The sequence below is a fragment of the Gordonia sp. VNK1 genome, assembly GCF_040049135.1.
GTDB lineage: Bacteria > Actinomycetota > Actinomycetes > Mycobacteriales > Mycobacteriaceae > Gordonia > Gordonia oleivorans.
The window spans coordinates 107263-126854 of the sequence record NZ_JBDZDJ010000007.1 but is presented as its reverse complement, the minus strand read 5'-3'; the positions used below and the strand labels follow the sequence as shown (position 1 = coordinate 126854).

Genomic DNA, 19592 nt, shown 5'->3' with positions numbered 1-19592 from the left:
ATGGATTTCCTCTTCGACGACGCCGCCGACGCCTTTCGCGCCGAGGTGCGCGCCTGGCTGACCGATCACGTTCCCGCACAGCCCCTTCCGTCGATGGACACCGCCGAGGGTTTCGAGGCGCATCGGCAGTGGGAGGCGACGATGGCCGCCGACCGGATGTCGGTGGTCAGCTGGCCGGAGGAGTTCGGTGGCCGTGACGAACCGCTCCTGCACTGGCTGATCTTCGAGGAGGAGTACTACCGCTCCGGGGCGCCGGGCCGGGTCAGCCAGAACGGCATCTTCCTGTTGGCGCCCACCCTCTTCGAGCATGCGCATCCGGACCAGTTGGCGCGGATCATGCCGCGGATGGCCCGCGCCGACGACATCTGGGGACAGGCGTGGAGTGAGCCGGAGGCCGGGAGCGACCTGGCTTCGCTCCGGTCGACCGCCACCCGCACCGACGGCGGATGGTTGCTCAACGGGCAGAAGACGTGGAGTTCCCGATCGAGCTTCGCCGACTGGGCGTTCGGCCTGTTCCGCAGCGACAAGGCCGCGCAACGCCATAAAGGGTTGACCTACTTCATGTTCGATCTGCGCAGCCCCGGCGTCACGGTTCGTCCGATCGCGCAGCTCGACGGCGAACCCGGATTCGCCGAACTCTTCCTCGAGGATGTCTTCGTCCCCGACGACCCCGGCGCACCAGCCGAGTCCGGGGTGATCGGCGAGGTCGACAACGGATGGCGGGTGGCGATGAGCACCGCCGCCAACGAACGCGGCCTGTCGCTGCGGTCGCCGGGGAGATTCCTGGCCACCACCGACCGCCTGGTCGAGCTGTGGAAGACCCACCGCGACGAGGTCCCGTCCACCGCGGCCACCGACAAGGCGGTCGCCGACGCCTGGATCGGTTCCCGCGCATACGAACTCTCGACGTATCAGACGGTCAGTCGTCTCGCCGCCGGCGGGCAGCTCGGCATGGAGTCGTCGATCAACAAGGTGTTCTGGTCGCAGTGGGACATCGCCGCGCACGAGACCGCACTCGACCTGCAGGGCCCACTCGCCGAGGTCGACGACCCGTGGATCGACGGCTACCTGTTCTCCCTATCGGGTCCGATCTACGCCGGCACCAACGAGATTCAGCGCAATGTGATCGCGGAGCGGCTTCTCGGCCTACCGCGGGGAGATCGGTGAGACATGGACTTCCTGTTGTCCGACATCCATGACGACCTCGCGTCGAGCATCGACGGCCTGCTGACCAAGGCCGACAGTCCCGCGGTCGCGCGGGCCTGGGCCGCCGGGGATCGCGAACCGGCGAGGGCGGCATTCGGCCACCTCGCCGACGCCGGGGTGTTCGGCCTGATGATCGACGAGGGCAGCGGGGGTGCTGGTGCCGGCGCCGTCGAAATGGTCGTCGCTGCAGAGCAATTGGGACGTCACGCCGTCCCCGGCCCCCTGGCCGAAACCCTCGCCGTCGTCCCGACGTTGCTCGCCGGGATCGACGACGTCGAGATGCTCTCCGGGATCGCCGAAGGCCGCCTGGTGACCGTGGCGGCCGCACCGTGGGCGCCGATGGCCGCCGACGCGGACGCCGCACACACGATCTATCTGCTGGCCGACGCGACGTTCTCGACCGCCGAGACCGTCAGCACCCATCGGTCCGTGGACCCGGCGCGCACGGTCTCCGAAGTCCGCGCCCGCGACACCATCCAGAGCGGGGTGGCAGGCGCACGGGCAGTCGATCTCGGCGCGCTCGCCACCGCCGCCCAGCTACTCGGTCTGGGGCAGCGCATGCTGGCCATCGCATCGGAGTATGCGTTGGCCCGCAAGCAATTCGGCCGCACCATCGGTACCTTCCAGGCGGTCAAACATCACCTGGCCGACGTGGCGATCGCCGTGGAGATGGCCCGGCCGCTGGTCTACGGCGCCGCCGTGGGCATCGACGGTGGCGCACCCGAGCACACCGACGTCTCCCGCGACGTCTCGGCCGCCAAGGTGGCCGCCTCCGACGCCGCATACCTCGCCTCGCGCAACGCATTACAGGTGCTCGGTGCGATCGGCTACACCGTCGAACACGATCTCTCGATCTACCTGACCAAGACCCGCGCCCTCGTCGGCGCGTGGGGTACGCCGGCACAACACCGGTCCCGCATCCTGGAGACGCTATGAGCACCACCGTCGACCAACCCGCTGTCAACAATCCTGCTGGAGCGGAGCCGATCTCCGCCGAGGATCGTGAGGCGCTACGCGAGTCGGTCGCCTCCCTGCTCGCGCAGCGCTCCGATTCCGCGGCGGTGCGACGGGCGATGACGCGGACACCGCGAATCGACCAGACACTCTGGCAGACACTGAGTTCCGAGATCGGTGTGGCCGCCCTACCGATCGCGGAGAACGTCGGTGGCGCCGGTGCCACCTTCGTCGAGACCGGTATCGTCCTCGAGGAACTCGGTGCGACACTGGCGATGGTCCCGGTGTTCACCGCGGCGCTGGCCACCGCCGTCCTACACGCCACCGGCGATGATGATGCGGCACAACGACTGCTGCCCGGGATCGCCTCCGGCGAGCAGATCGTCGCCACCTGCTGGGCCGGGCCGTCCGGCTGGTCGGGATCGCCGGGCGTGCGCGCCGAGGCCGGATTGCTTTCGGGCACCGCCCACTACGTCATCGACGGTGAGTGCGCCGATCACTTCCTGGTATTGGCCTCCACCGACTCGGGTATCACCGTCCACGACGTCGACGCGCACGCCGAGGGCGTCACCGTCGCCGCCTTGCCGACCGTCGACCCCACCCGGCCGCTGGCGTCGGTCACATTCGACGAGGTGCCGGCGACCACGATTTCGGCCGGCTCGGGCACCGTCGACCGGGTACGTGCGGCCGCGCGGGCATTGCTGTCCGCCGAGCAGGTCGGCGGCGCCGCGCGGGCGCTTGCGATGACCGTCGACTACAGCCGGGAACGATCCCAGTTCGGTCGGGTCATCGGGTCCTTCCAGGCCCTCAAGCATCGGATGGCCGACATGTACATGCTGGTGGAGACGGCTCTGTCGATGTCGCGGGCGGCGATCGACGCGGTGGCCGCCGACGCTCCGGACGCCCCCGATCTGGCCGCCGCCGCACATGTCTACTGTTCGGAGGCGTTCTCGTCGGTGACCGGTGAGGCGATCCAACTGCACGGCGGCATCGGCATCACCTGGGAGCACGACATCGGCCTGTACTTCAAACGCGCCCACGGTAGTTCGCAATTGTTCGGGCGGCCCCACGAGGTGGTGGGCGAGTTGGTGGCCGAGCTGCGTCGCTGAGCGGGATGATCGGACGACGTCACCCAGACGATCACGCAAGCCCGAGCCCGAGAACACTACCGCCGCGCGTGCGCCACCCGCGTCGTCACCGCGTTCGCGGGTCCGGCGAGGAACAACAGCAGCAATGACCACAGGCCCACGTTCGGAACGAGTGCGGTGACCGCGAATGCCACCGTCAGCATCACGATCGTCCCGAGGTCCGGTGGCGCCGAACGCCACGCATCTCCCTCCGGTGAGGTCTCCATCAACCGCGGGTGCCGTCGACCCCACAGCGACATCGCGATGAGGGTGGCGATCGACACCCACAGCACCACGATGTACATGAGATTCGCACCCTTCAGCTCATGTCCGCTGATCAGCGCCGTCGCGAAGGGCAACACCACGATGGTGAACATCCACACGAAGTGCAGGTCGAAGATCACCCGGTCATAGGCCCGGAAGTACTCCATCATCCGGTGGTGGTTGCGCCACAGTACCCAGATCACCGCGAAACTGATGAGGAATCCGACCACCTCGTCGGAGTGGTCGCGGTACACCTGCCCGACCGTCTCCCCCGCGGTGAGATCGCCGACGACGTCGACCAGTGGGAGGATCAGCAGCGTCAACGCGATCGCGACGACGGCGTCGGTGAACGCGATCAGGCGACGGAAACCCTCCTCGGTCCGTCGCTCCGGAGATTCGGCCATGTGCTCACCGTAGGCGCCCGACGCCTGTTCCTCACGCCGTGTCCGACCCGGCGCGGCGGGACAGGAACTCACGTGTGTGTGCGTCAGCGGGATGAAAGGTCTCGACGGTGAGCTCGGAGATGGTGACATCACGTGCGGAGGTCAGCGCCGCGGCGGTCGAGAAGAAGCGCAGTTCCCCATCGCGGTGCGTCAGGCGCAGCGGCAGGACCACCGCGTCGTCGGCAACCCCGGGTTGCGCATCGGCGTCACCGGTGCCGCCGTAGGTCGACAGTTCGCCGACGAGGCCGTCGAGGGCCGGGTCACCGGTCCGGTCGGCACGACGCCGGACCTGCCCGATCAGATGCGCGCGCACCTCGGCGAGATTGACGATCCGGGGTGCCATCCCTTGCGGATGCAGCGCCAGGCGAATCACATTGACCGGGGCCGCGAGCAGATCGGCGGCGCACCCGTCGAGCAGCACACCGATGGCACCATTGGCCTCCACCATGTTCCAGTGTCTGTCGAGGATCACGGCGGGCGCGGGTTCGACGGCTCGCACCATCTGCGAGAGCTGCCCGCGGACCGCGGCCAGTGCGTCATCGTCGAGGTCGTGATGTGAATATAGCGGCGCGTGTCCGGCGGCCACGAGTATCCGATTGCGTTCGCGCAGTGGGATATCGAGATGATCACTCAGGTGCACCACCATCGCGGTGCTCGGCGTCGAACGCCCGGTCTCGAGGAAACTCAGGTGCCGCGCGCTGACACCTGTCAGCGTCGACAGCGCCAGTTGTGACAGCCCGCTGCGATGTCGCCAGTCGCGCAGTATCTCTCCGGGCCGACCAGAGGTGTTCATGACCTCCAAGGTAATTGACCGCACGCGGCTCCGAGGGGTGCAATGGGCATGGCGAGAGGAGGCCCGATGGACACACCGTCACCGCCGTGGGAACCCGACGTCGCGGTCCCGCGCTGGCTCCGGATCACGATGCGTTCCGACCGGGCGTGGTCGTCGTGGTACATCGTGGCGAGTCTGTTCTTCGCGCCGATCCTGCTCTGGCTGGACACGTGGCCGGTGTTGCGCACCGTCGCGGTGATGGTGATCGCGCTGGCCGGTCTGTGGCTGGGCCTTCTCGGCATCGCGATGGCCACCGGCCTGGCCATCGTGCTGCACTCGGGTGCAGAGTTGCCGGAACACTACTGGCGCACCGTGTTCCACGATCTTCCGCCGACGGGTCAGTCGGCGAATGCCGCCGCCACCGACTCCTCGTCGAGTCCGTAATCGGCGAGCCGATAGGTGTGCCGGGGTGCCCGCGCACCCGAGCGGCTCTCCTCGTCGAGGGCGACCATCGCCGCACGCGCCGGCTCGGAGAAGTCGGCGCCCACCGCGTCATACACCTGTTCCACGACACCGAACGGATCGGATCGCAGGTCGGCGAAGTCGATGTCGAGGAACTGGCCTGGGTCGTATCGCTCGCGCGCGGAGGAGAATTCGCGCAGTCCCCGCGACCACAGTTCCAACTGTGACTGACCGATCCGGTCGCCGACGAAGGTCGTCGACCATCCCGGGGTGGCGTGTTCGGCGAGGCTGCACATGGACGCGATGATGGTCTCGGGTGCGCGGTGGGTCTGGATCACCAACGCGTCGGGGTAGGTGGCCATCAGCGCATCGAGGGCGAAGAGATGGCTCGGATTCTTGAGTACCCACCGCTTGTCGCGATCGTTGCTGCCGATCAGCTGCAGGTTGCGCTTGTGTCGCGCGTACGCGGGTGTCCAGTCCTGACCGGCCAGCCAGCGTGAGTAGCTCGGCAGGTAGGCCAGCGACTCATAGGAGATCGACATGATGCTCTGCCGCAACAGTTGCCAGCATTCCTCGACCTCGCCGGCGTCCATGTAGTGCAGTCCGAGGAACTCGGGGTTCTCGACGTGGTGTTGTGCGAAACCGGCGTTGATCTTTTCGTACACCGGGTTGTCGGCCCAGGTGTCGCGTGGCGGTCGGGGCTGGGGGAACTCGCACAGCCACATCTCGAGGCCCTGATGCGCGGGGTCGGCGGTGAGCAGACGATGCAGCGCGGTCGTTCCGGTGCGCGGCAGGCCGGTGACGAAGATCGGGCGGGTGATCTCGACGCCGGCATGGCCCGGATTCGCCTTCCACGACGCCTCGCTGAGCAGGCGCGCCACCAGCGCACCTTTGAGGAAGAACCGGAACATCTTGCTGCCCAGTTCGGTCAGCCCGGCCTCCTCGGCATAGGAGTCGAGCAGGATCTGTAGTGGTTCGCGGTAGGCGCCGTCACCGAAGTCGTCGAGACCCGTTGCCCGGATGGCCGATTCGTGGAGATCGTCGACGGTGCCGACCGAGGTCAGGGTCGATCTAGTCATGGTATTCCCCGCAGTTGACGTCGAGGGTGTGGCCGGTGATGGCGGCAGCCATCGGCGAGGCGAGAAAGACGACGGCGTCGGCGATCTCGTCGGGTTCGGGGAGCCGCTTGAGGTCGGATTTCGCGGCGGTCTGCTCGTACACCTGTTCCGGGGTGATGCCGTACTTGGTGGCGATCTCGCCGAAGTACCACTTGAGCTGATCGTCCCAGATGTAGCCGGGCGCGACGGAGTTGACGCGAATCCCCTTCTCACCGAGTTCGGTGGCGAGGGTCTGCGACATCGCGAGCATCGCCGACTTCGCGAGTTTGTAACTGCCGTAACGCGGTTCGGAGTGCCGGATCACCATCGAGTTGATGTTCACGACGGCGCCCGACCGCTTGGCGAGGGAGTCGGTGAACGCCTTGATCACCCGGAGGGTACCCAGCACCGTCAGGTCGAGACTCGCGGTGATCTGGTCGAAGTCGGTGCGCGACAAGGGTTTCATCGACGGCAGGGCGAACGCGTTGTTGACCAGCACGTCGACGCCACCGAACTCGTCGGTGACCGCGCCGGCGAGCGAGGTCACGGCGTCCTCGTCGGTGATGTCGGTGGGGACCACGAGGCTCGGGCCGTCGATCTCGGCGGCGACCTCCTTGAGCCGGGATTCGGTGCGGGCCGCGAGCACCACCGTCGCTCCGGCCGCGGCCGCGCGCAGGCAGATCGATCGGCCCAGTCCGGGACCCACGCCGGACACCACGACGACCTTGCCGGCGAGCAGTCCGGTGGCCGGCGTGGTGACGGTCATGCGAGCATCCTTTCGGCGAACTGCCGTTGCCGCTGTGCGATTCGCTCCGACCATCCGTGGTCGTCGATGCGGTTCTGTTCGAGGTGGGGCAGGTGATAGTCGAGGTCGCCGATGTCGATGACCTGTGCGCTCGGGCCGAGTTCGGGCGTGATCGGCGTGTCGGTGCGTTGCCACCGGAACTGCAGGATGCCGCGGCGTCGTCCGGTGGTCTCGATCCAGTTGGTGACGCCGGGGTTGCGGTGGGACACCACCATCCGGATCATCCCGTCCGGATCGACCTGTCCCTGAGCGGAATTGAGGCTGGTCTGGTGGTGGACGTAATCCAGCGAGATGTACCAGAGACTCCCGAGCTGGAATCCCTGATACGGCGCAACGGATTTCGGGACGGTGATCACCATCGCCTCGTCGTCGGCGAGCCGATAGTGACCGACCGAGGAGAACTGGGTGGCCAGACCGCCCGGGGTGAGCCGCGGTGGGGTGAAGGTGTTCACCGGTTCGTCGAGGTAGAACCACTTCGGGAAGTTGAACCAGGTGTTGACGCGTGCGGTCAGCATCTTCGCGGCCGTGCGATATCGGCGGACCACGCGGTCGAGGTCGGGTTCGGCGGGTGCCGTCCCGGCGGTGTCGACGCGTTCGATCGCGATCTCCCCCTTGCGGGCCGACCAATCCGAGTACACCTCGCGCACCGACAGTGTCGTCGCACCCTCGGGCAGCACGAACCGGCCCGGCCCCGGTTCGGAGCCGGCCGGCGCGAAGGTGATGTCGAAGTGGCCGTCGTCGTCGATACTCAGGCGCCGATCGTCGAAGGCGTCGTCGCCGCCGGGGACAGCGTCAGGGGTGTAATCCCCGCGCAGCACTTGGAAACTCAGGTCGGCGGTGGTGCCGCGCCGACCCCACACGCGGTAGGTTCCGGTGTCCTCGATGTCGGCGTGCCGGTAGAGGGTGTCCGGGTTGTCCAGGCCCATCTTGGTGTAGGGCCCGGTCGAGGTGACGAACACCGGGTGGGTCAGGTTGCGGGTCCGCACCAGGTGCAGGATCGCCGAGATGCTGCCGGCGAGATAGTCGTAGCCTTCGGCGAGATCATGCTCGTCGACGATGAATTCCGCCGAGGCGATCAACTTCTCGGCCTCGGCGATGGCATCGGTGAAAGGTCGGGTGACGTCGGCGGGGATCGCGACGGCCGGTGACTGCGCGGGGGCGCTCATAGCCAGGTGTCTCCTCCGGTCCAGGTGAGGAAGTTCTCCAACTCGGCCTGGGCCGGTGTCACCCGCGGATGCTCGGTGGACAGGTAACCACCGCGGTAGAACAGCAACGGCTTGTCCTGCAACACATCTCCCAACGTCTGGGCGCGGCCGATGACGATGTGATGATCGCCGCCGTCGGCGACGGTCTCGATGGTGCACTCCACCCAGGTGAGGCAGTGCCGGATCACCGGAAGCCCGGACGGCGACGGATCCCAGGTGACGCCGGCGAATTTGTCGTCGCGGGGCGCACCGAAGTTCGCGCTGACGTCCTGCTGCCGGTTGGAGAGCACGTTGACGCAGAACGCGCCCCGCTCCTCGATCACGCTCCAGGTACGAGAGGTCTTCTGCGGACAGAACAGCACCAGCGGCGGGTCGAGCGACAGCGCCGCGAACGACTGGCAGGCGAAACCGGTGGGCTGATCGTCGGCGGTCAACGTCGTGATGACGGTGACGCCGGTGCAGAACTGGCCCATCGCCGTGCGGAACTGGCGGGAGTCGAAGTCGGCGGAACCGTACGGTGTCGCGCTCATCGCCGAACGCTCAGTCCCGGAATCCGACCGTGAAATCGTGGCCCCAGAGGCTGACCGCGGTCGACTCCCGGGCGATCCAGTCACCGTCGTCGACCTGTCGTCCCTCACAACCGAATTCGACATCGAATCCTCCCGGGGTCTTCATGTAGAACGACAGCATGAGGTCGTTGACGTGCCGGCCGAGGGTGGCCGACATCTTGACCTTGCGGCGCAGTGCACGGTCGAGACAGAGACCGACGTCGTCGGAATTCTCCACCTCCACCATGAGGTGCACGATGCCGGTCGAGTTGGGGATGGGCAGGAAGGCCAGCGAGTGGTGGCGCGGGTTGCAGCCGAGGAAGCGCAGCCAGGGCACCTCGTCGCCCTCCTCGCGGCCGACCACCTGCGGGGGCAGGCGCATCGAATCGCGCAGGGAGAAGCCGAGCACGTCGCGATAGAACTCGAGTGCCGCCTTGTCGTCGTCGCAGGTGAGGACGACGTGACCGAGTCCCTGATCGCCGGTGACGAATCGATGTCCGTACGGGCTGACGATGCGTCGATGCTGCAGCGCCACACCGTGAAAGGCCTCGATGGTGTTGCCGGCCGGATCGGTGAAGACGATCATCTCCACGACCTGCCGGTCGAGGAGTTCCTCGTCCTTGGCCTCACGGAAGACCACTCCGGCATCCGACAGCCGATCCCGGACATCCTGCAGGGCAGCGGCATTGGCGCATTCCCAGCCCGACGACGAGAGTCGGTCGTGCTCACCGGGCACGATCACCAGACGTGCCGGGAAGTCATCCATCCGGAGATAGAGTGCACCCTCGGTGGGACCGGCGCCCTCGACCATGCCGAGCACCTTGAGCCCGTAGTCGCGCCAGGCGCCCATGTCGGTCGCCTCGATGCGCATGTAGCCCAGCGATCGGATGGGACTCTCGGTCATCTTCTGTGTCTCCTCGGAAATGTCAGGTGATCGATGCGGCGCGGATGCCCCTCACACCATGGTGTCGCCGACCGGAATCCCGAACTCGCCATTGCCGAATGCGACGTACGCGCGTTCCGGATCGTTGGCGGCGTGCACCCGCCCGGCGTGCGCGTCCCGCCAGAACCGCTGAATCGGCGAATCGATGTTGAGCGCACCCGCGCCGGAGTTCTCGAAGAGGCTGTCGACGGCGGCGATGGCCCGTCCGGTGGCCCGCACCTGGTCACGGCGGGCGGCCAGGCGCAACTCCATCGGGATCTCCTCACCGGCGAGGATGAGGTCGTATTCGGCCTGCAGGTTGCCGGACAGCTGGCGCCACGCGGCGTCGATGTCACTGGCCGCACCGGCGATACGCACCTTGGCGAACGGATCGTCCTTGGACTTCTCACCGGCGTAGGCGGCGCGCACCCGCTTGCCCTGATGCTCCACGTGAGAGTGATACGCGCCGTACGCCATTCCGACGATGGGCGTGGAGATCGTGCTCGGATGGATGGTGCCCCAGGGCATCTTGTAGACCGGCGCGGTGTTGCGTTCGAGTCCGGGACTGCGGTACTCGGCCATGGTGCGCATGCTCAGGACCCGGTGGGTCGGCACGAAGGCGTCCTTGATCTCCAGGGTGTTGGAGCCGGTCCCCTTGAGCCCGACCACATTCCACACGTCCTTGATGGTGTAGTCCGAGCGCGGCAGCAGGAAGCTGACGAAGTCGACGGGTTTGCCGCGCTTGATCACCGGGCCACCGACGAAGGTCCAGTCGGCGATCTCACAGCCCGAGGAGAAGGCCCAGTTGCCGTTCACCTTGTAGCCGCCGTCGACCACCTCGCCCATCCCCATCGGGGCATACGACGACGAGATCCGCACCGAGGTGTCCGAACCCCAGACGTCCTCCTGGGCCTGCTGGTCGAAGAGCGCCAGATGCCAGTTGTGGATGCCGATGATGCCGGAGACCCAGCCGGTGGAACCGCACGCGGTGGACAACCGCCGCACCGCCTCGTAAAAGGTGACCGGATCGACCTGATAGCCGCCCCACTGCTCGGGTTGCATGAGTTTGAAAAAGCCCGCACCTTCGAGGCTGGAGACGGTCTCGTCGGGAATCCGTCGCAGATCCTCGGTCTGTTGCGCACGCTGCTCGATCTCCGGCAGCAGTGCGTTGATCTTCTCCAGGACCTGCTCGGCCGCCTCGCTGCGCTGGTCAGACCCGCTCGATTGTGCTGGCATCTCGCCCATTCCTGTCCTCGTCGTCCCTGTTCCCGCCGTCGCCGCCGTCGCCGAAACCCCGGCCGTTGGACGGCTCCTGCTCTCAACTTCTTCCGAGACTAGAACACGTTCTCATTTATGTCGAGTACTGGGCCTTTGGCCTCATGTCCTGCCCATATCGAGTCCGCTAGCCTCGAACCCGTCACCATTTTTGTAACATGTTCTAGTATTGGCCGTGGGGCGATTCGCCAGAGCTTTTCGCCGATCGATACGCCACCGCCACGACGATGGGAGAGCGCCGCATGACCGCGACAGCCGACACCGGCAGCAGTGTCACCAGGAGCACGGTCACCGGGAGCACGGACACCGGCATCCGGGAGATCGACACCGGAACCCCACCGACGCGTTTCGCGCGGGGCTGGCACTGCCTCGGGCTGGTCGACGAATTCCGCGACGGCAAGCCCCACCCGGTGCAGGTCTTCGGCACCAAGCTCGTCGTCTGGGCCGACACCACCGGCGACATCCAGGTACTCGACGCCTACTGCCGACACATGGGCGGTGACCTGAGCCAGGGCACCGTCAAGGGCGACAACGTGGCCTGTCCCTTCCACGGCTGGTTGTGGAAGGGCAACGGACGATGCGGCGGCGTGCCCTACGCCAAGCGCAATCCCAAACTCGCCAAGACCCGTGCGTGGCCGACGATGATCCGCAACGGTCAGGTGTTCATCTACAACGATCCGGAGGGCAACCCACCGTCGGAGGACTGCATCATCCCGGAGCTCTCGGAGGTCGGCTCCGACGAGTGGACCACCTGGACGTGGAATCGGCTCGTCATCGACGGCTCCAATTGCCGCGAGATCATCGACAACGTCGTCGACATGGCGCACTTCTTCTACGTGCATTACGCGCTGCCGGACTACTTCAAGAACGTCTTCGAGGGCGAGACCGCGGCGCAGTACATGAACAGCCACGGGCGGCCCGACGTCGACTTCGGCAGCGGCTACGCCGAGAGCCGACTCGAGTCGGTGGCCGCGTATTACGGCCCGTCCTACATGCTCAACCCGATGGTGCAGTACTACGGCGACTTCGAGATCGAGACGATCCTGACCAACTGCCACTACCCCATCGACGCCAACTCGTTCGTCCTGATGTACGGGGTGATGGCGAAGATCCCGGAGGGACTCAACAAGGAGCAGGCCGCCAAGATGGCCGCGAAGATCTCCGCGGGCATCGAGGTCGGATTCCTCCAGGACGTCGAGATCTGGAAGAACAAGACCCGCATCGACAATCCCCTCCTCGTCGAGGAGGACGGACCGGTATACCAGCTACGCCGCTGGTATGAGCAGTTCTATGTCGACAAGACCGACGTCGTCGACGAGATGACGCAGCGTTTCGAGTACGAGATCGACACCACCAAGGCCGTCGAGAGCTGGAATGTCGAGGTGGCCGAGAATCTGCGGCGTCGACAGGAAGAGGACGAGAAGGCAGCCGAACAGGCTGCGGACGCCGCCGAGAGCCCGGTGTGATCCGGTGACGCGCGCGGTCGAGGAGAACACCTCGGGTTGGGCCAAGGCACCCGATTTCAGTGCCGACCCGGCCGACCTCGCACGCGTTCACGACGCGACCGCGCGCGACCGCGCCCACTATCTGCGCGGGGGCATGACCGAGATCGAATGTCGGTCATGCCACGCGTGCGTGATGGTGAAGAAGACCAGTCCGCATCACACCAGTGTGCAGTGGAACTCCGCGGCCGCCGCACGCTGCAACGAGTTGGCGACGATTCGGGAGTCCGGCGGCAATCCGGCGATGATGCGGACCTGTCCCCGCCTGTCGGCGAGTATCGATCACGGGGTGGCCGAGGGGATCATCCCGTCAGAGTCGCCGGAGTCCGATCCCGACGGGTACTGGTGAGAGCCTCTCCTTGATTTGTGGCGACTACTCTCGCACACCGCTTGTCCCACAGAGTAACTCGACGGCGTGAATCAATCTGCGCAACGATCTGCTCCGTGGCCCCGCCTGCTGCAGGTCGATGAGCGACGAGAATCGAGCTTGGTGAAGCGTCTCTCGATAACTCTCCGTCATCATGTCGCGCAGTCTGCCCTTCGCGTCGCGTGGCGACTCGGGGTCACCGAGGTATTCAGCGTCATCCCGCACGCTACTGTGCGACCTGAGCGAATCCATCGACGCCAGGAACCATGACTCATATTCCTGAATCGCGACCACGACCTCGACTCGTGCGTTCACCCCAGTGGAACTCGCGGCGCGCAAGCGATCTGCGATATCAACGCAGGTCATGTTCTTGTCGTCGCCATCGCGGAGCACGAGAACCCCGCCAACGGGACCTACCCGGGTGCTTTGGAAGGAGATCGCCCGAGCGAGTTCATCTGGCTTCATCATCTTTCCGGCGTCCAGCCGAAACGGCTTCGCGATCCTGGGGTAGACGCCTCGCTCTTGGGCGATCTTCCGGATGAGGATCGGCAGCGCGTCCTCTTCACCCTTGCCCTCGACTATCGGCGCTATCACCACAGCGGGTTCAGGCACCGAGCGCTCCTTCGTCCGGGAGCAGTTGATCTATCCGCAAGAGTTCGCCCGGGGTATAAAGCGATTCCCGAATCGCCTTCGCACCTGCAGGATCGAGACCGCTGACGATGGTTTCGCCGCCAACCGAACGAACCGCGAGTAATTCGCTCTCCTGAAACCCTCCTCGGTCCAGGAGATCTGCACTGTGGCTGGTTGCGAGCACTTGTCGGCGTTCACTTGCATCCCGCAGGGCGTCCATGAGAATGCTCGCAGCGGCGGGGTGGAGGGCACTCTCCGGTTCCTCGACACCGATCGGACTCAGCGTGTGTCCCGAACTCGCAAACAGAGCAGTCAACACCGCCAGAGCGCGCAAGGTTCCATCGGACACCGACTGGGCAGGAAATCTCCATGGGTGTTTCGCCCCTGGCACGTCCTGCGAGAATGTCACGGTTTCCCATTGCCCCAGCGGTTCTCGATCCACACTCCGCATCCCCGGCACGATCAGCCGGACATACTCCTCGATTCGATTCTTCACGGCCTTGTCGGCAGTGCTCCGATCGAGACGGTGTAGGACGCTGGCAAGGTTCGCACCGTCGCGGTGAAGAAACTCGCCGGCGTCAGGTGCCTGCGGCAGACGGATCGCGTCCGGGTTGGGGTTGTAGACGTTGATCCCACGGAATCCATCAAACACCGGTAGGAATTGGGGAAGTCCCGCGGCGGACACCAGATACAGTCGTTGACTACTCGAGGGAGGCATCACCGGCAGACTCTGCTCGACGAGCTTGCCATCGAGAACCTTGAAGAATTCTCGCGCACCCCCGTCGACAGCGATGTGGCACGCCTCGGAGGAGATGCGAAACCCACCTCCCTTCTCGGCCGCCACTCTGAATCCGTACTTTCCGGAATATTGGGCAGAATCGCGAGGGTCGCTCAGGTCGCCGGAATCACCTTCGAAACTGAGCTCGATGGAGAAATGCGTCGGATGCCCTGTCGAACGACGGCGAACCTCGGCCACTCCTCCCCGATTTCTCAGCGCCTGATCCAAGGAGGTCTCGAGAGACTCGGACACCAGTCGTAGCGAGTCGAGGAAGTTGCTCTTTCCCGACCCATTGGGTCCCACCAGAATGAGTAGCTTGCCGAGCGTCACATCCGCGGTGGCAATGCTCCGGTACTGGCGCAACGCCACGCGAGTGATCGCGAACGTGTTGCTCATGACCGCACTCCTTCAGGTGTCACGGGTGAACGCCTATCCACGGCGCACCAAGACAGTGGTGTCCCCGGTCTCTCGGCAGGGACCACGTCCACGATAAGCCACACCGGGTCGGACACAACTCCGCGACGTACGTCGCGTCGCCGTCATCGAACGGCCCGCCTCTCACACCGACAGCAACACCTTGGTGGCGCGACGTTCGTCCATCGCCCGGTAGGCCTCCGCGGCGTCGGCCAACGGCACGGTGAGGTCGAACACCTTGCCCGGGTTGATGGTTCGGTCCCAGATCTTCTCGATCAGTTCGGGCAGGAACCGACGCACCGGTGCCGGGCCACCGAGCAGGTGCACTTCGGCGAAGAAGACCTCGAGTCCTGGCAGTTCGACGCCGTGCGACACCCCGACGTAGCCGACGTGACCGCCGGGCCGGGTGGATCGGATCGCCTGCATCATCGATTCCTGAGTGCCCACCGCCTCGATGACCGAATGCGCGCCCAGACCGTCGGTGAGTTCCTTGATGCGGGCGACGCCGTCGTCGCCGCGTTCCTCGACGATGTCGGTCGCCCCGAACTCGCGGGCCAGCGCCTGCCGATCGGCGTGCCGACTCATGGCGATGATGCGCTGCGCACCAAGCTGTTTGGCGGCCATCACCGCGCACAGCCCGACCGCGCCGTCGCCGACGACGGCCACCGTCTTACCCGGTCCGGCGTCGGCGGCGACGGCACCGAACCACCCCGTCCCCAACACATCCGAGGCGGCCAACAACGACGGGATGAGGTCGGGATCGGGCTGCCCCGGGGTGGCGACGAGCGTGCCGTCGGCCAGTGGCACGCGGGCGTACTCGGCCTGGGTGCCGATGGCGCCCATGGGTTTGGCGTGCACACACCGGGATTGGTAGCCGTCGACGCAGATCTCGCAGGTGTTGTCGGAGGCGAAGAACGATCCGACGACGAAGTCGCCGACGTTGATCGTGGTGACCGCGTCGCCGATCTCGGTGACGGTGCCGACGTACTCGTGGCCCATCGGGGCGCGCTTGGTGACGTCCTCGATCCCCCGATACGGCCACAGATCCGAACCGCACACACAGGAAGCGGCGAGTTTGATGACGGCGTCGGTGGGTTCGACGATGGTCGGGTCGTCACGCTCCTCGACGCGGATGTCGCCGGGGGCATAGATCATGACTCCACGCATGCGGTGGGTCTCCTCTCGATGTGGACGTCTCGTCCTTCCACAGTGGCACGAGTTCGGCGTCGCGCACTACTGCGCAGGTGAGACGCCCTGACGCCACCGCAGCAGCGCCGCGATGACCGCACCGATCGCGGTGATCACCCCGACGACGAGGGTCGTGATCAGACCCCACCCCGGGCTCAGGATCGGGCCGGGTAGGTCGACCGCGTCGATGACGTTGGCGTCGAACAGCTTTCGGGCCGGATCGGCGACCACGACACCCGCCCAGACCGCCGTCGCCACCCCAGCGGCGACGATGATCCCGGCAGCGACCGCCACGGCGATTCGATTGGCACGGAACGGCTTCCACCAACAGAGGGTCGCGGCGAGGAAGATGACCACACCCGGGATGAGGGTGATCAGTCCCGGCCGGTGGGTCTGATCGGCGAAGAAGGCCTGGGCGTCGGCGGAATCGGCGGCAGTGGCGTCGACCCCACCGAGCCCGGTGATCCGCAACCCGATGCCCTCGTCGGAGAATCCCCAGGTGGCCTGGCTGCAGCCGACGATCACCACTCCGGCGATCACCAACGCGGGCCACAGAAACGGGCGGACTCTGTCGACGACGCTGTTCACCGCTCCAGCGTGCCACGAGCCGGTGCCGCCAGCAGCGACCCGTCGACGACGCCGGCCACGGTTCGCGCCGCCACCACCAGCCACGCCACCACCAGCGCCCCGAACGAGATCAGGGCCGCGACCGTGAACCCCACCCAGCCGTCGACCAGCGCCAGTGCCGCTGAACCGGTGACGAAGGTGCCCACCGGGAAGATGAACGACCACCAGGTCAGCGCGAACGGAAGGCCGCGTCGAGCGGTGTGGGCGGTGATGGCGGCGGACAGGACGATCCAGACCACGGCCAGAATCCACACCGGGATGGCGTAACCGAGGGCGAGGTCGTGCACCACCCGCGCGGTCGGGGCGTCGAGTACGCCGGCGGAGTTGTGTGAGAGCAGGCACGCCGCGGTGACGGACTGCCCGAGGGGACCGAGCACGATCCACCACGTCGGCACCAGCGCGGCGGGGCCGACGCCGTTCGTGAACAGGCGACGGCCGATCGCGGCGATGATCGGCGCACTCAGGGCGAGCGACAGCGTGAATGCGGCCACCCCGACGACGAGAAGGGTCTCGCGCGCACGTGTGCCGGTGACGGCCCCGGCGAGCACCGCGGCCGCCGACGCCGACACCATCGGCGGCACCACCGACATCAGCCATCCGCCGAAGGCGTCGCCGCGCCCGTCGCGTCGCAGATGACGCAGCGGGATGACGATCGCGGTGACGACTCCCCCGACGGTGCCGACGGTGAAACACACGAGATCGACGGCGAGCGCGGCGTCGTGGCCGATCAGCGACGTACCGGCGACGAGCGTCGAGGTCCCCACGGTCAGCGTCGCCATCGGCACCGCCCCATAGAAGTGGACGATCACCGGGTGGGTGTGATGGCCCCGCGCGGCCGCCGGGTGGGCCAGCCAGTGGACCGCGGTGGCCGCGACCACGGAGGTGAAGATCACGCAGGCCAGGAGCCAGAACACGATCGATACCGCCCCGAACACCGCCGCCCGATCGACCAGCGCATGGGCGGCCACCGAGATGATCCCGGTGCCCATGACCGCCGCGAACCAATTGGGCGGAACATGCGCGAAGCGGGCGGGTGCGACGATCGCGGTTCTGGTCACGGTGGTGGTCATGTCATTCACTGTCGCGGTCGCGATCGTCGCCCAGTAGAGAGCAATCTCCTGCAGGGGATACAACGACCGGTTGTACCCTGACGGGGTGTTGAGCTCCCGCATGCCCGATCTGGTGTCCCTGGAAACGCTGCTCGCGGTCGTCACCACCGGCAGCCTCAATGCCGCGGCGACCGAACTGGGGATCTCACAGCAGGCGACGTCGGCGCGGATGCGTGCCCTCGAGGCGACGCTGGGGGTCTCGTTGCTCGACCGTTCACCGACCGGCACCGTCCCCACCGAGGCGGGCACCCTGGTCGCCGAGTGGGCCGATCGACTGCTGACCCTGGCGGGCGAGTTCGACGCCGGCCTCGCCGCGCTGCGCCGGGAGCGTCGCGACCAGTTGCGGATCGCGGCAAGCCTGACGATCGCCGAACACCTCCTGCCCCGATGGCTGGTGACGTTCGCCGCGTCCGCCGACACCACACCCAAGGTCTCGTTCACCGCCACCAACTCCGAGCACGCGTGCGAACTGGTGCGCGGCGGCGACGTCGAACTCGGCTTCGTCGAAGGTCCGACCGTGGCCACCGGTGTACACAGCCGGGATGTGGCCGTCGACCGGCTGGTGCTGGTCGTCCCGCCGGATCATCGGTGGGCGCGACGGGAATCGGTGACCGCCGCCGAACTCGCCGCCACCCCACTGGTCACCCGTGAATCCGGTTCCGGCACAAGGAGGGTGCTCGAGACACGCCAGCGCACGGCGTTGGGTGACGACGTCGCGATCGCGGCACCGGTGCTCGAGTTGTCGACGACGGCGGCGGTGCGTTCGGCGGTGATCGCCGGCGCCGGGCCCGCGGTGCTCAGCGACCTGTCGGTGCGCGACGACATCACCGGCGACGGCGCGGGGCGGCGACTCGTCGTCGTCGACGTCGACGGTCTGGATCTGACCCGCATCCTGCGGGCGGTGTGGATCGGCGGCCGGGAACCGAGGGCCGGCGCGGCCCGCGACTTCCTCACGCACGTCACGAGATCGGTCGGTCCTCTCCACGGCCGATGAGTTTCGGGAAGACTGACGGTCTGTACTGCCGACACCATCGTCAGCACCGAAGGAGACACGTCATGGCCGAGTATTCCGCCCCGGTGGGCGCCCCGATCTGGTTCGACCTGATGAGCAGCGACCCCGACAAGGCCGCCGAGTTCTACGGGCAGATCTTCGGCTGGGAGGCCGAGGAGCCCCGCGAGGAGTTCGGCGGATACCGCAATTTCCGCCGGGGCGGCGCCCGGGTCGCCGGTTTGAGCCCGTATATGGAAGAGGCCGGCGGACCGGCCAACGTGTGGTCGTTCTACCTGCACACCGAGGATCCCGACGCGACCGCGAAGAATGTCGAGGCCGCCGGCGGTTCGATCATGTTCCCGCCGATGGCGGTCGGCGACGAGGGCACCATGATGGTGGCCATCGACTCCGCCGGCGCCGTCGTCGGCTTCTGGAAGCCCAACCAGCACCCGGGTTTCACCGAGTGGGGTGTGCACGGAGCGCCGTACTGGTTCGAACTGGCGTCGAACGATTACCCCAAGTCGATCGCCTTCTACAGCGAGGTGGTCGGCGCGCGCGCCGACACCGTCATCGACAACACCGGCATGGAGAATCCGCCGAGTGGCCCACTTCGATACTCGCAGTTGTTCTTCGGTGAGAGCGCCTACGGCGGGATCATGGACGCGAACGGGATGTTCGGAGACGCACCGTCGTTCTGGCAGATCTACATCTGCGTCGACGACGTCGCCGCGACGGTGGCGCTGACCGAGAAGCTCGGCGGGGAGGTGGTGATGCCGGGTGAGGACACCCCGTACGGCACCCTGGCCGTGATCAAGGATCCGCTGGGTGCGTTGATCTGCCTGGGGCATCCGCCGGCCGGGATGTAGGGCGTATTCGCGCGGGTCGTCTCGGCTCGCGCGGGTCCAG

At 66.6% G+C, this 19592-nt stretch carries 21 protein-coding genes; 8 read left to right on the top strand and 13 right to left on the bottom strand.

What is annotated here, in order from left to right:
* From ABLE94_RS11035 to ABLE94_RS11025, 3 genes are read left to right on the top strand one after another with little or no spacing between them, the layout of a single operon-like run.
* Window positions 1-1167, top strand: coding sequence for an acyl-CoA dehydrogenase family protein (locus tag ABLE94_RS11035; protein ID WP_348804728.1), 1167 nt, complete (start codon window positions 1-3; stop codon window positions 1165-1167).
* 3 nt (window positions 1168-1170) lie between these two features.
* Window positions 1171-2142 (top strand): acyl-CoA dehydrogenase family protein, encoded by a 972-nt coding sequence (locus ABLE94_RS11030; protein WP_348808742.1) that lies wholly within the window; start codon window positions 1171-1173, stop codon window positions 2140-2142.
* Window positions 2139-3269, top strand: coding sequence for an acyl-CoA dehydrogenase family protein (locus ABLE94_RS11025; protein WP_348804726.1), 1131 nt, complete (start codon window positions 2139-2141; stop codon window positions 3267-3269). Before ABLE94_RS11030 ends, ABLE94_RS11025 begins: the two co-directional genes overlap by 4 nt.
* Before the next feature lie 56 nt (window positions 3270-3325).
* Here the strand turns inward: ABLE94_RS11025 and ABLE94_RS11020 are convergent, their stop codons facing one another.
* Complete coding sequence (locus ABLE94_RS11020) at window positions 3326-3955, bottom strand: TMEM175 family protein (protein WP_348804725.1); 630 nt, start codon at window positions 3953-3955, stop codon at window positions 3326-3328.
* Between the two features lie 31 nt (window positions 3956-3986).
* On the bottom strand, window positions 3987-4787 hold the full coding sequence (locus ABLE94_RS11015) for a helix-turn-helix domain-containing protein (RefSeq protein WP_348804724.1): 801 nt from the start codon (window positions 4785-4787) through the stop codon (window positions 3987-3989).
* 66 nt (window positions 4788-4853) lie between these two features.
* On the opposite strand from ABLE94_RS11015, the gene ABLE94_RS11010 reads away from it, so the two are divergent.
* Window positions 4854-5210, top strand: a complete 357-nt coding sequence (locus ABLE94_RS11010) for a hypothetical protein (RefSeq protein WP_348804723.1) — start codon at window positions 4854-4856, stop codon at window positions 5208-5210.
* Here the strand turns inward: ABLE94_RS11010 and ABLE94_RS11005 are convergent.
* Genes ABLE94_RS11005 through hsaA form a run of 6 tightly spaced genes read right to left on the bottom strand, consistent with a single transcriptional unit; the run spans window position 5165 to window position 11050 of the window.
* A complete protein-coding gene (locus ABLE94_RS11005) occupies window positions 5165-6307 on the bottom strand; it encodes a sulfotransferase family protein (RefSeq protein ID WP_348808741.1) in 1143 nt (380 codons plus the stop codon). The genes ABLE94_RS11010 and ABLE94_RS11005 overlap by 46 nt on opposite strands.
* Window positions 6300-7091 (bottom strand): SDR family oxidoreductase, encoded by a 792-nt coding sequence (locus ABLE94_RS11000; protein ID WP_348808740.1) that lies wholly within the window; start codon window positions 7089-7091, stop codon window positions 6300-6302. Before ABLE94_RS11000 ends, ABLE94_RS11005 begins: the two co-directional genes overlap by 8 nt.
* On the bottom strand, window positions 7088-8296 hold the full coding sequence (locus ABLE94_RS10995) for a hypothetical protein (protein ID WP_348804720.1): 1209 nt from the start codon (window positions 8294-8296) through the stop codon (window positions 7088-7090). The genes ABLE94_RS11000 and ABLE94_RS10995 overlap by 4 nt, the downstream gene beginning before the upstream one ends.
* Window positions 8293-8865, bottom strand: a complete 573-nt coding sequence (gene hsaB, locus ABLE94_RS10990) for a 3-hydroxy-9,10-secoandrosta-1,3,5(10)-triene-9,17-dione monooxygenase reductase subunit (RefSeq protein ID WP_348804719.1) — start codon at window positions 8863-8865, stop codon at window positions 8293-8295. Before hsaB ends, ABLE94_RS10995 begins: the two co-directional genes overlap by 4 nt.
* 10 nt (window positions 8866-8875) lie before the next feature.
* Complete coding sequence (gene hsaC / locus ABLE94_RS10985) at window positions 8876-9787, bottom strand: iron-dependent extradiol dioxygenase HsaC (protein WP_348804718.1); 912 nt, start codon at window positions 9785-9787, stop codon at window positions 8876-8878.
* A gap of 51 nt (window positions 9788-9838) precedes the next feature.
* Window positions 9839-11050: a 3-hydroxy-9,10-secoandrosta-1,3,5(10)-triene-9,17-dione monooxygenase oxygenase subunit gene (gene hsaA, locus ABLE94_RS10980; protein WP_348808739.1), complete on the bottom strand. Its 1212-nt coding sequence runs from the start codon at window positions 11048-11050 to the stop codon at window positions 9839-9841.
* Between the two features lie 272 nt (window positions 11051-11322).
* Between hsaA and ABLE94_RS10975 the strand changes: the two genes are divergently transcribed.
* Both ABLE94_RS10975 and ABLE94_RS10970 read left to right on the top strand, forming a co-directional pair.
* Entirely contained in the window at window positions 11323-12546 is a 1224-nt protein-coding gene (locus ABLE94_RS10975; protein WP_348808738.1) for a 3-ketosteroid-9-alpha-monooxygenase, oxygenase component, read from the top strand.
* A gap of 4 nt (window positions 12547-12550) precedes the next feature.
* The gene (locus tag ABLE94_RS10970; RefSeq protein WP_348808737.1) at window positions 12551-12931 is read left to right on the top strand and encodes a hypothetical protein; all 381 of its coding nucleotides are present in this window, start codon (window positions 12551-12553) and stop codon (window positions 12929-12931) included.
* Between the two features lie 24 nt (window positions 12932-12955).
* Here the strand turns inward: ABLE94_RS10970 and ABLE94_RS10965 are convergent, their stop codons facing one another.
* From ABLE94_RS10965 to ABLE94_RS10945, 5 genes are all read right to left on the bottom strand, one after another.
* Window positions 12956-13561 (bottom strand): DUF4276 family protein, encoded by a 606-nt coding sequence (locus tag ABLE94_RS10965; protein WP_348804714.1) that lies wholly within the window; start codon window positions 13559-13561, stop codon window positions 12956-12958.
* Window positions 13554-14753, bottom strand: a complete 1200-nt coding sequence (locus ABLE94_RS10960) for an AAA family ATPase (RefSeq protein ID WP_348804713.1) — start codon at window positions 14751-14753, stop codon at window positions 13554-13556. Before ABLE94_RS10960 ends, ABLE94_RS10965 begins: the two co-directional genes overlap by 8 nt.
* 162 nt (window positions 14754-14915) lie before the next feature.
* A complete protein-coding gene (locus ABLE94_RS10955) occupies window positions 14916-15938 on the bottom strand; it encodes a zinc-dependent alcohol dehydrogenase family protein (RefSeq protein ID WP_348804712.1) in 1023 nt (340 codons plus the stop codon).
* Window positions 15939-16004: 66 nt separating this feature from the next.
* The gene (locus tag ABLE94_RS10950; protein WP_348808736.1) at window positions 16005-16547 is read right to left on the bottom strand and encodes a hypothetical protein; all 543 of its coding nucleotides are present in this window, start codon (window positions 16545-16547) and stop codon (window positions 16005-16007) included.
* A complete protein-coding gene (locus ABLE94_RS10945) occupies window positions 16544-17656 on the bottom strand; it encodes a TDT family transporter (RefSeq protein ID WP_348804710.1) in 1113 nt (370 codons plus the stop codon). The genes ABLE94_RS10950 and ABLE94_RS10945 overlap by 4 nt, the downstream gene beginning before the upstream one ends.
* Window positions 17657-17756: 100 nt before the next feature.
* On the opposite strand from ABLE94_RS10945, the gene ABLE94_RS10940 reads away from it, so the two are divergent.
* Both ABLE94_RS10940 and ABLE94_RS10935 read left to right on the top strand, forming a co-directional pair.
* Window positions 17757-18689 carry a LysR family transcriptional regulator gene (locus ABLE94_RS10940; RefSeq protein WP_348804884.1) on the top strand — a complete coding sequence of 311 codons (933 nt, stop codon included), beginning with the start codon at window positions 17757-17759 and terminating at the stop codon, window positions 18687-18689.
* A gap of 62 nt (window positions 18690-18751) precedes the next feature.
* Window positions 18752-19552 (top strand): VOC family protein, encoded by an 801-nt coding sequence (locus ABLE94_RS10935; RefSeq protein ID WP_348808735.1) that lies wholly within the window; start codon window positions 18752-18754, stop codon window positions 19550-19552.
* The last annotated feature ends 40 nt before the right edge of the window (window positions 19553-19592 follow it).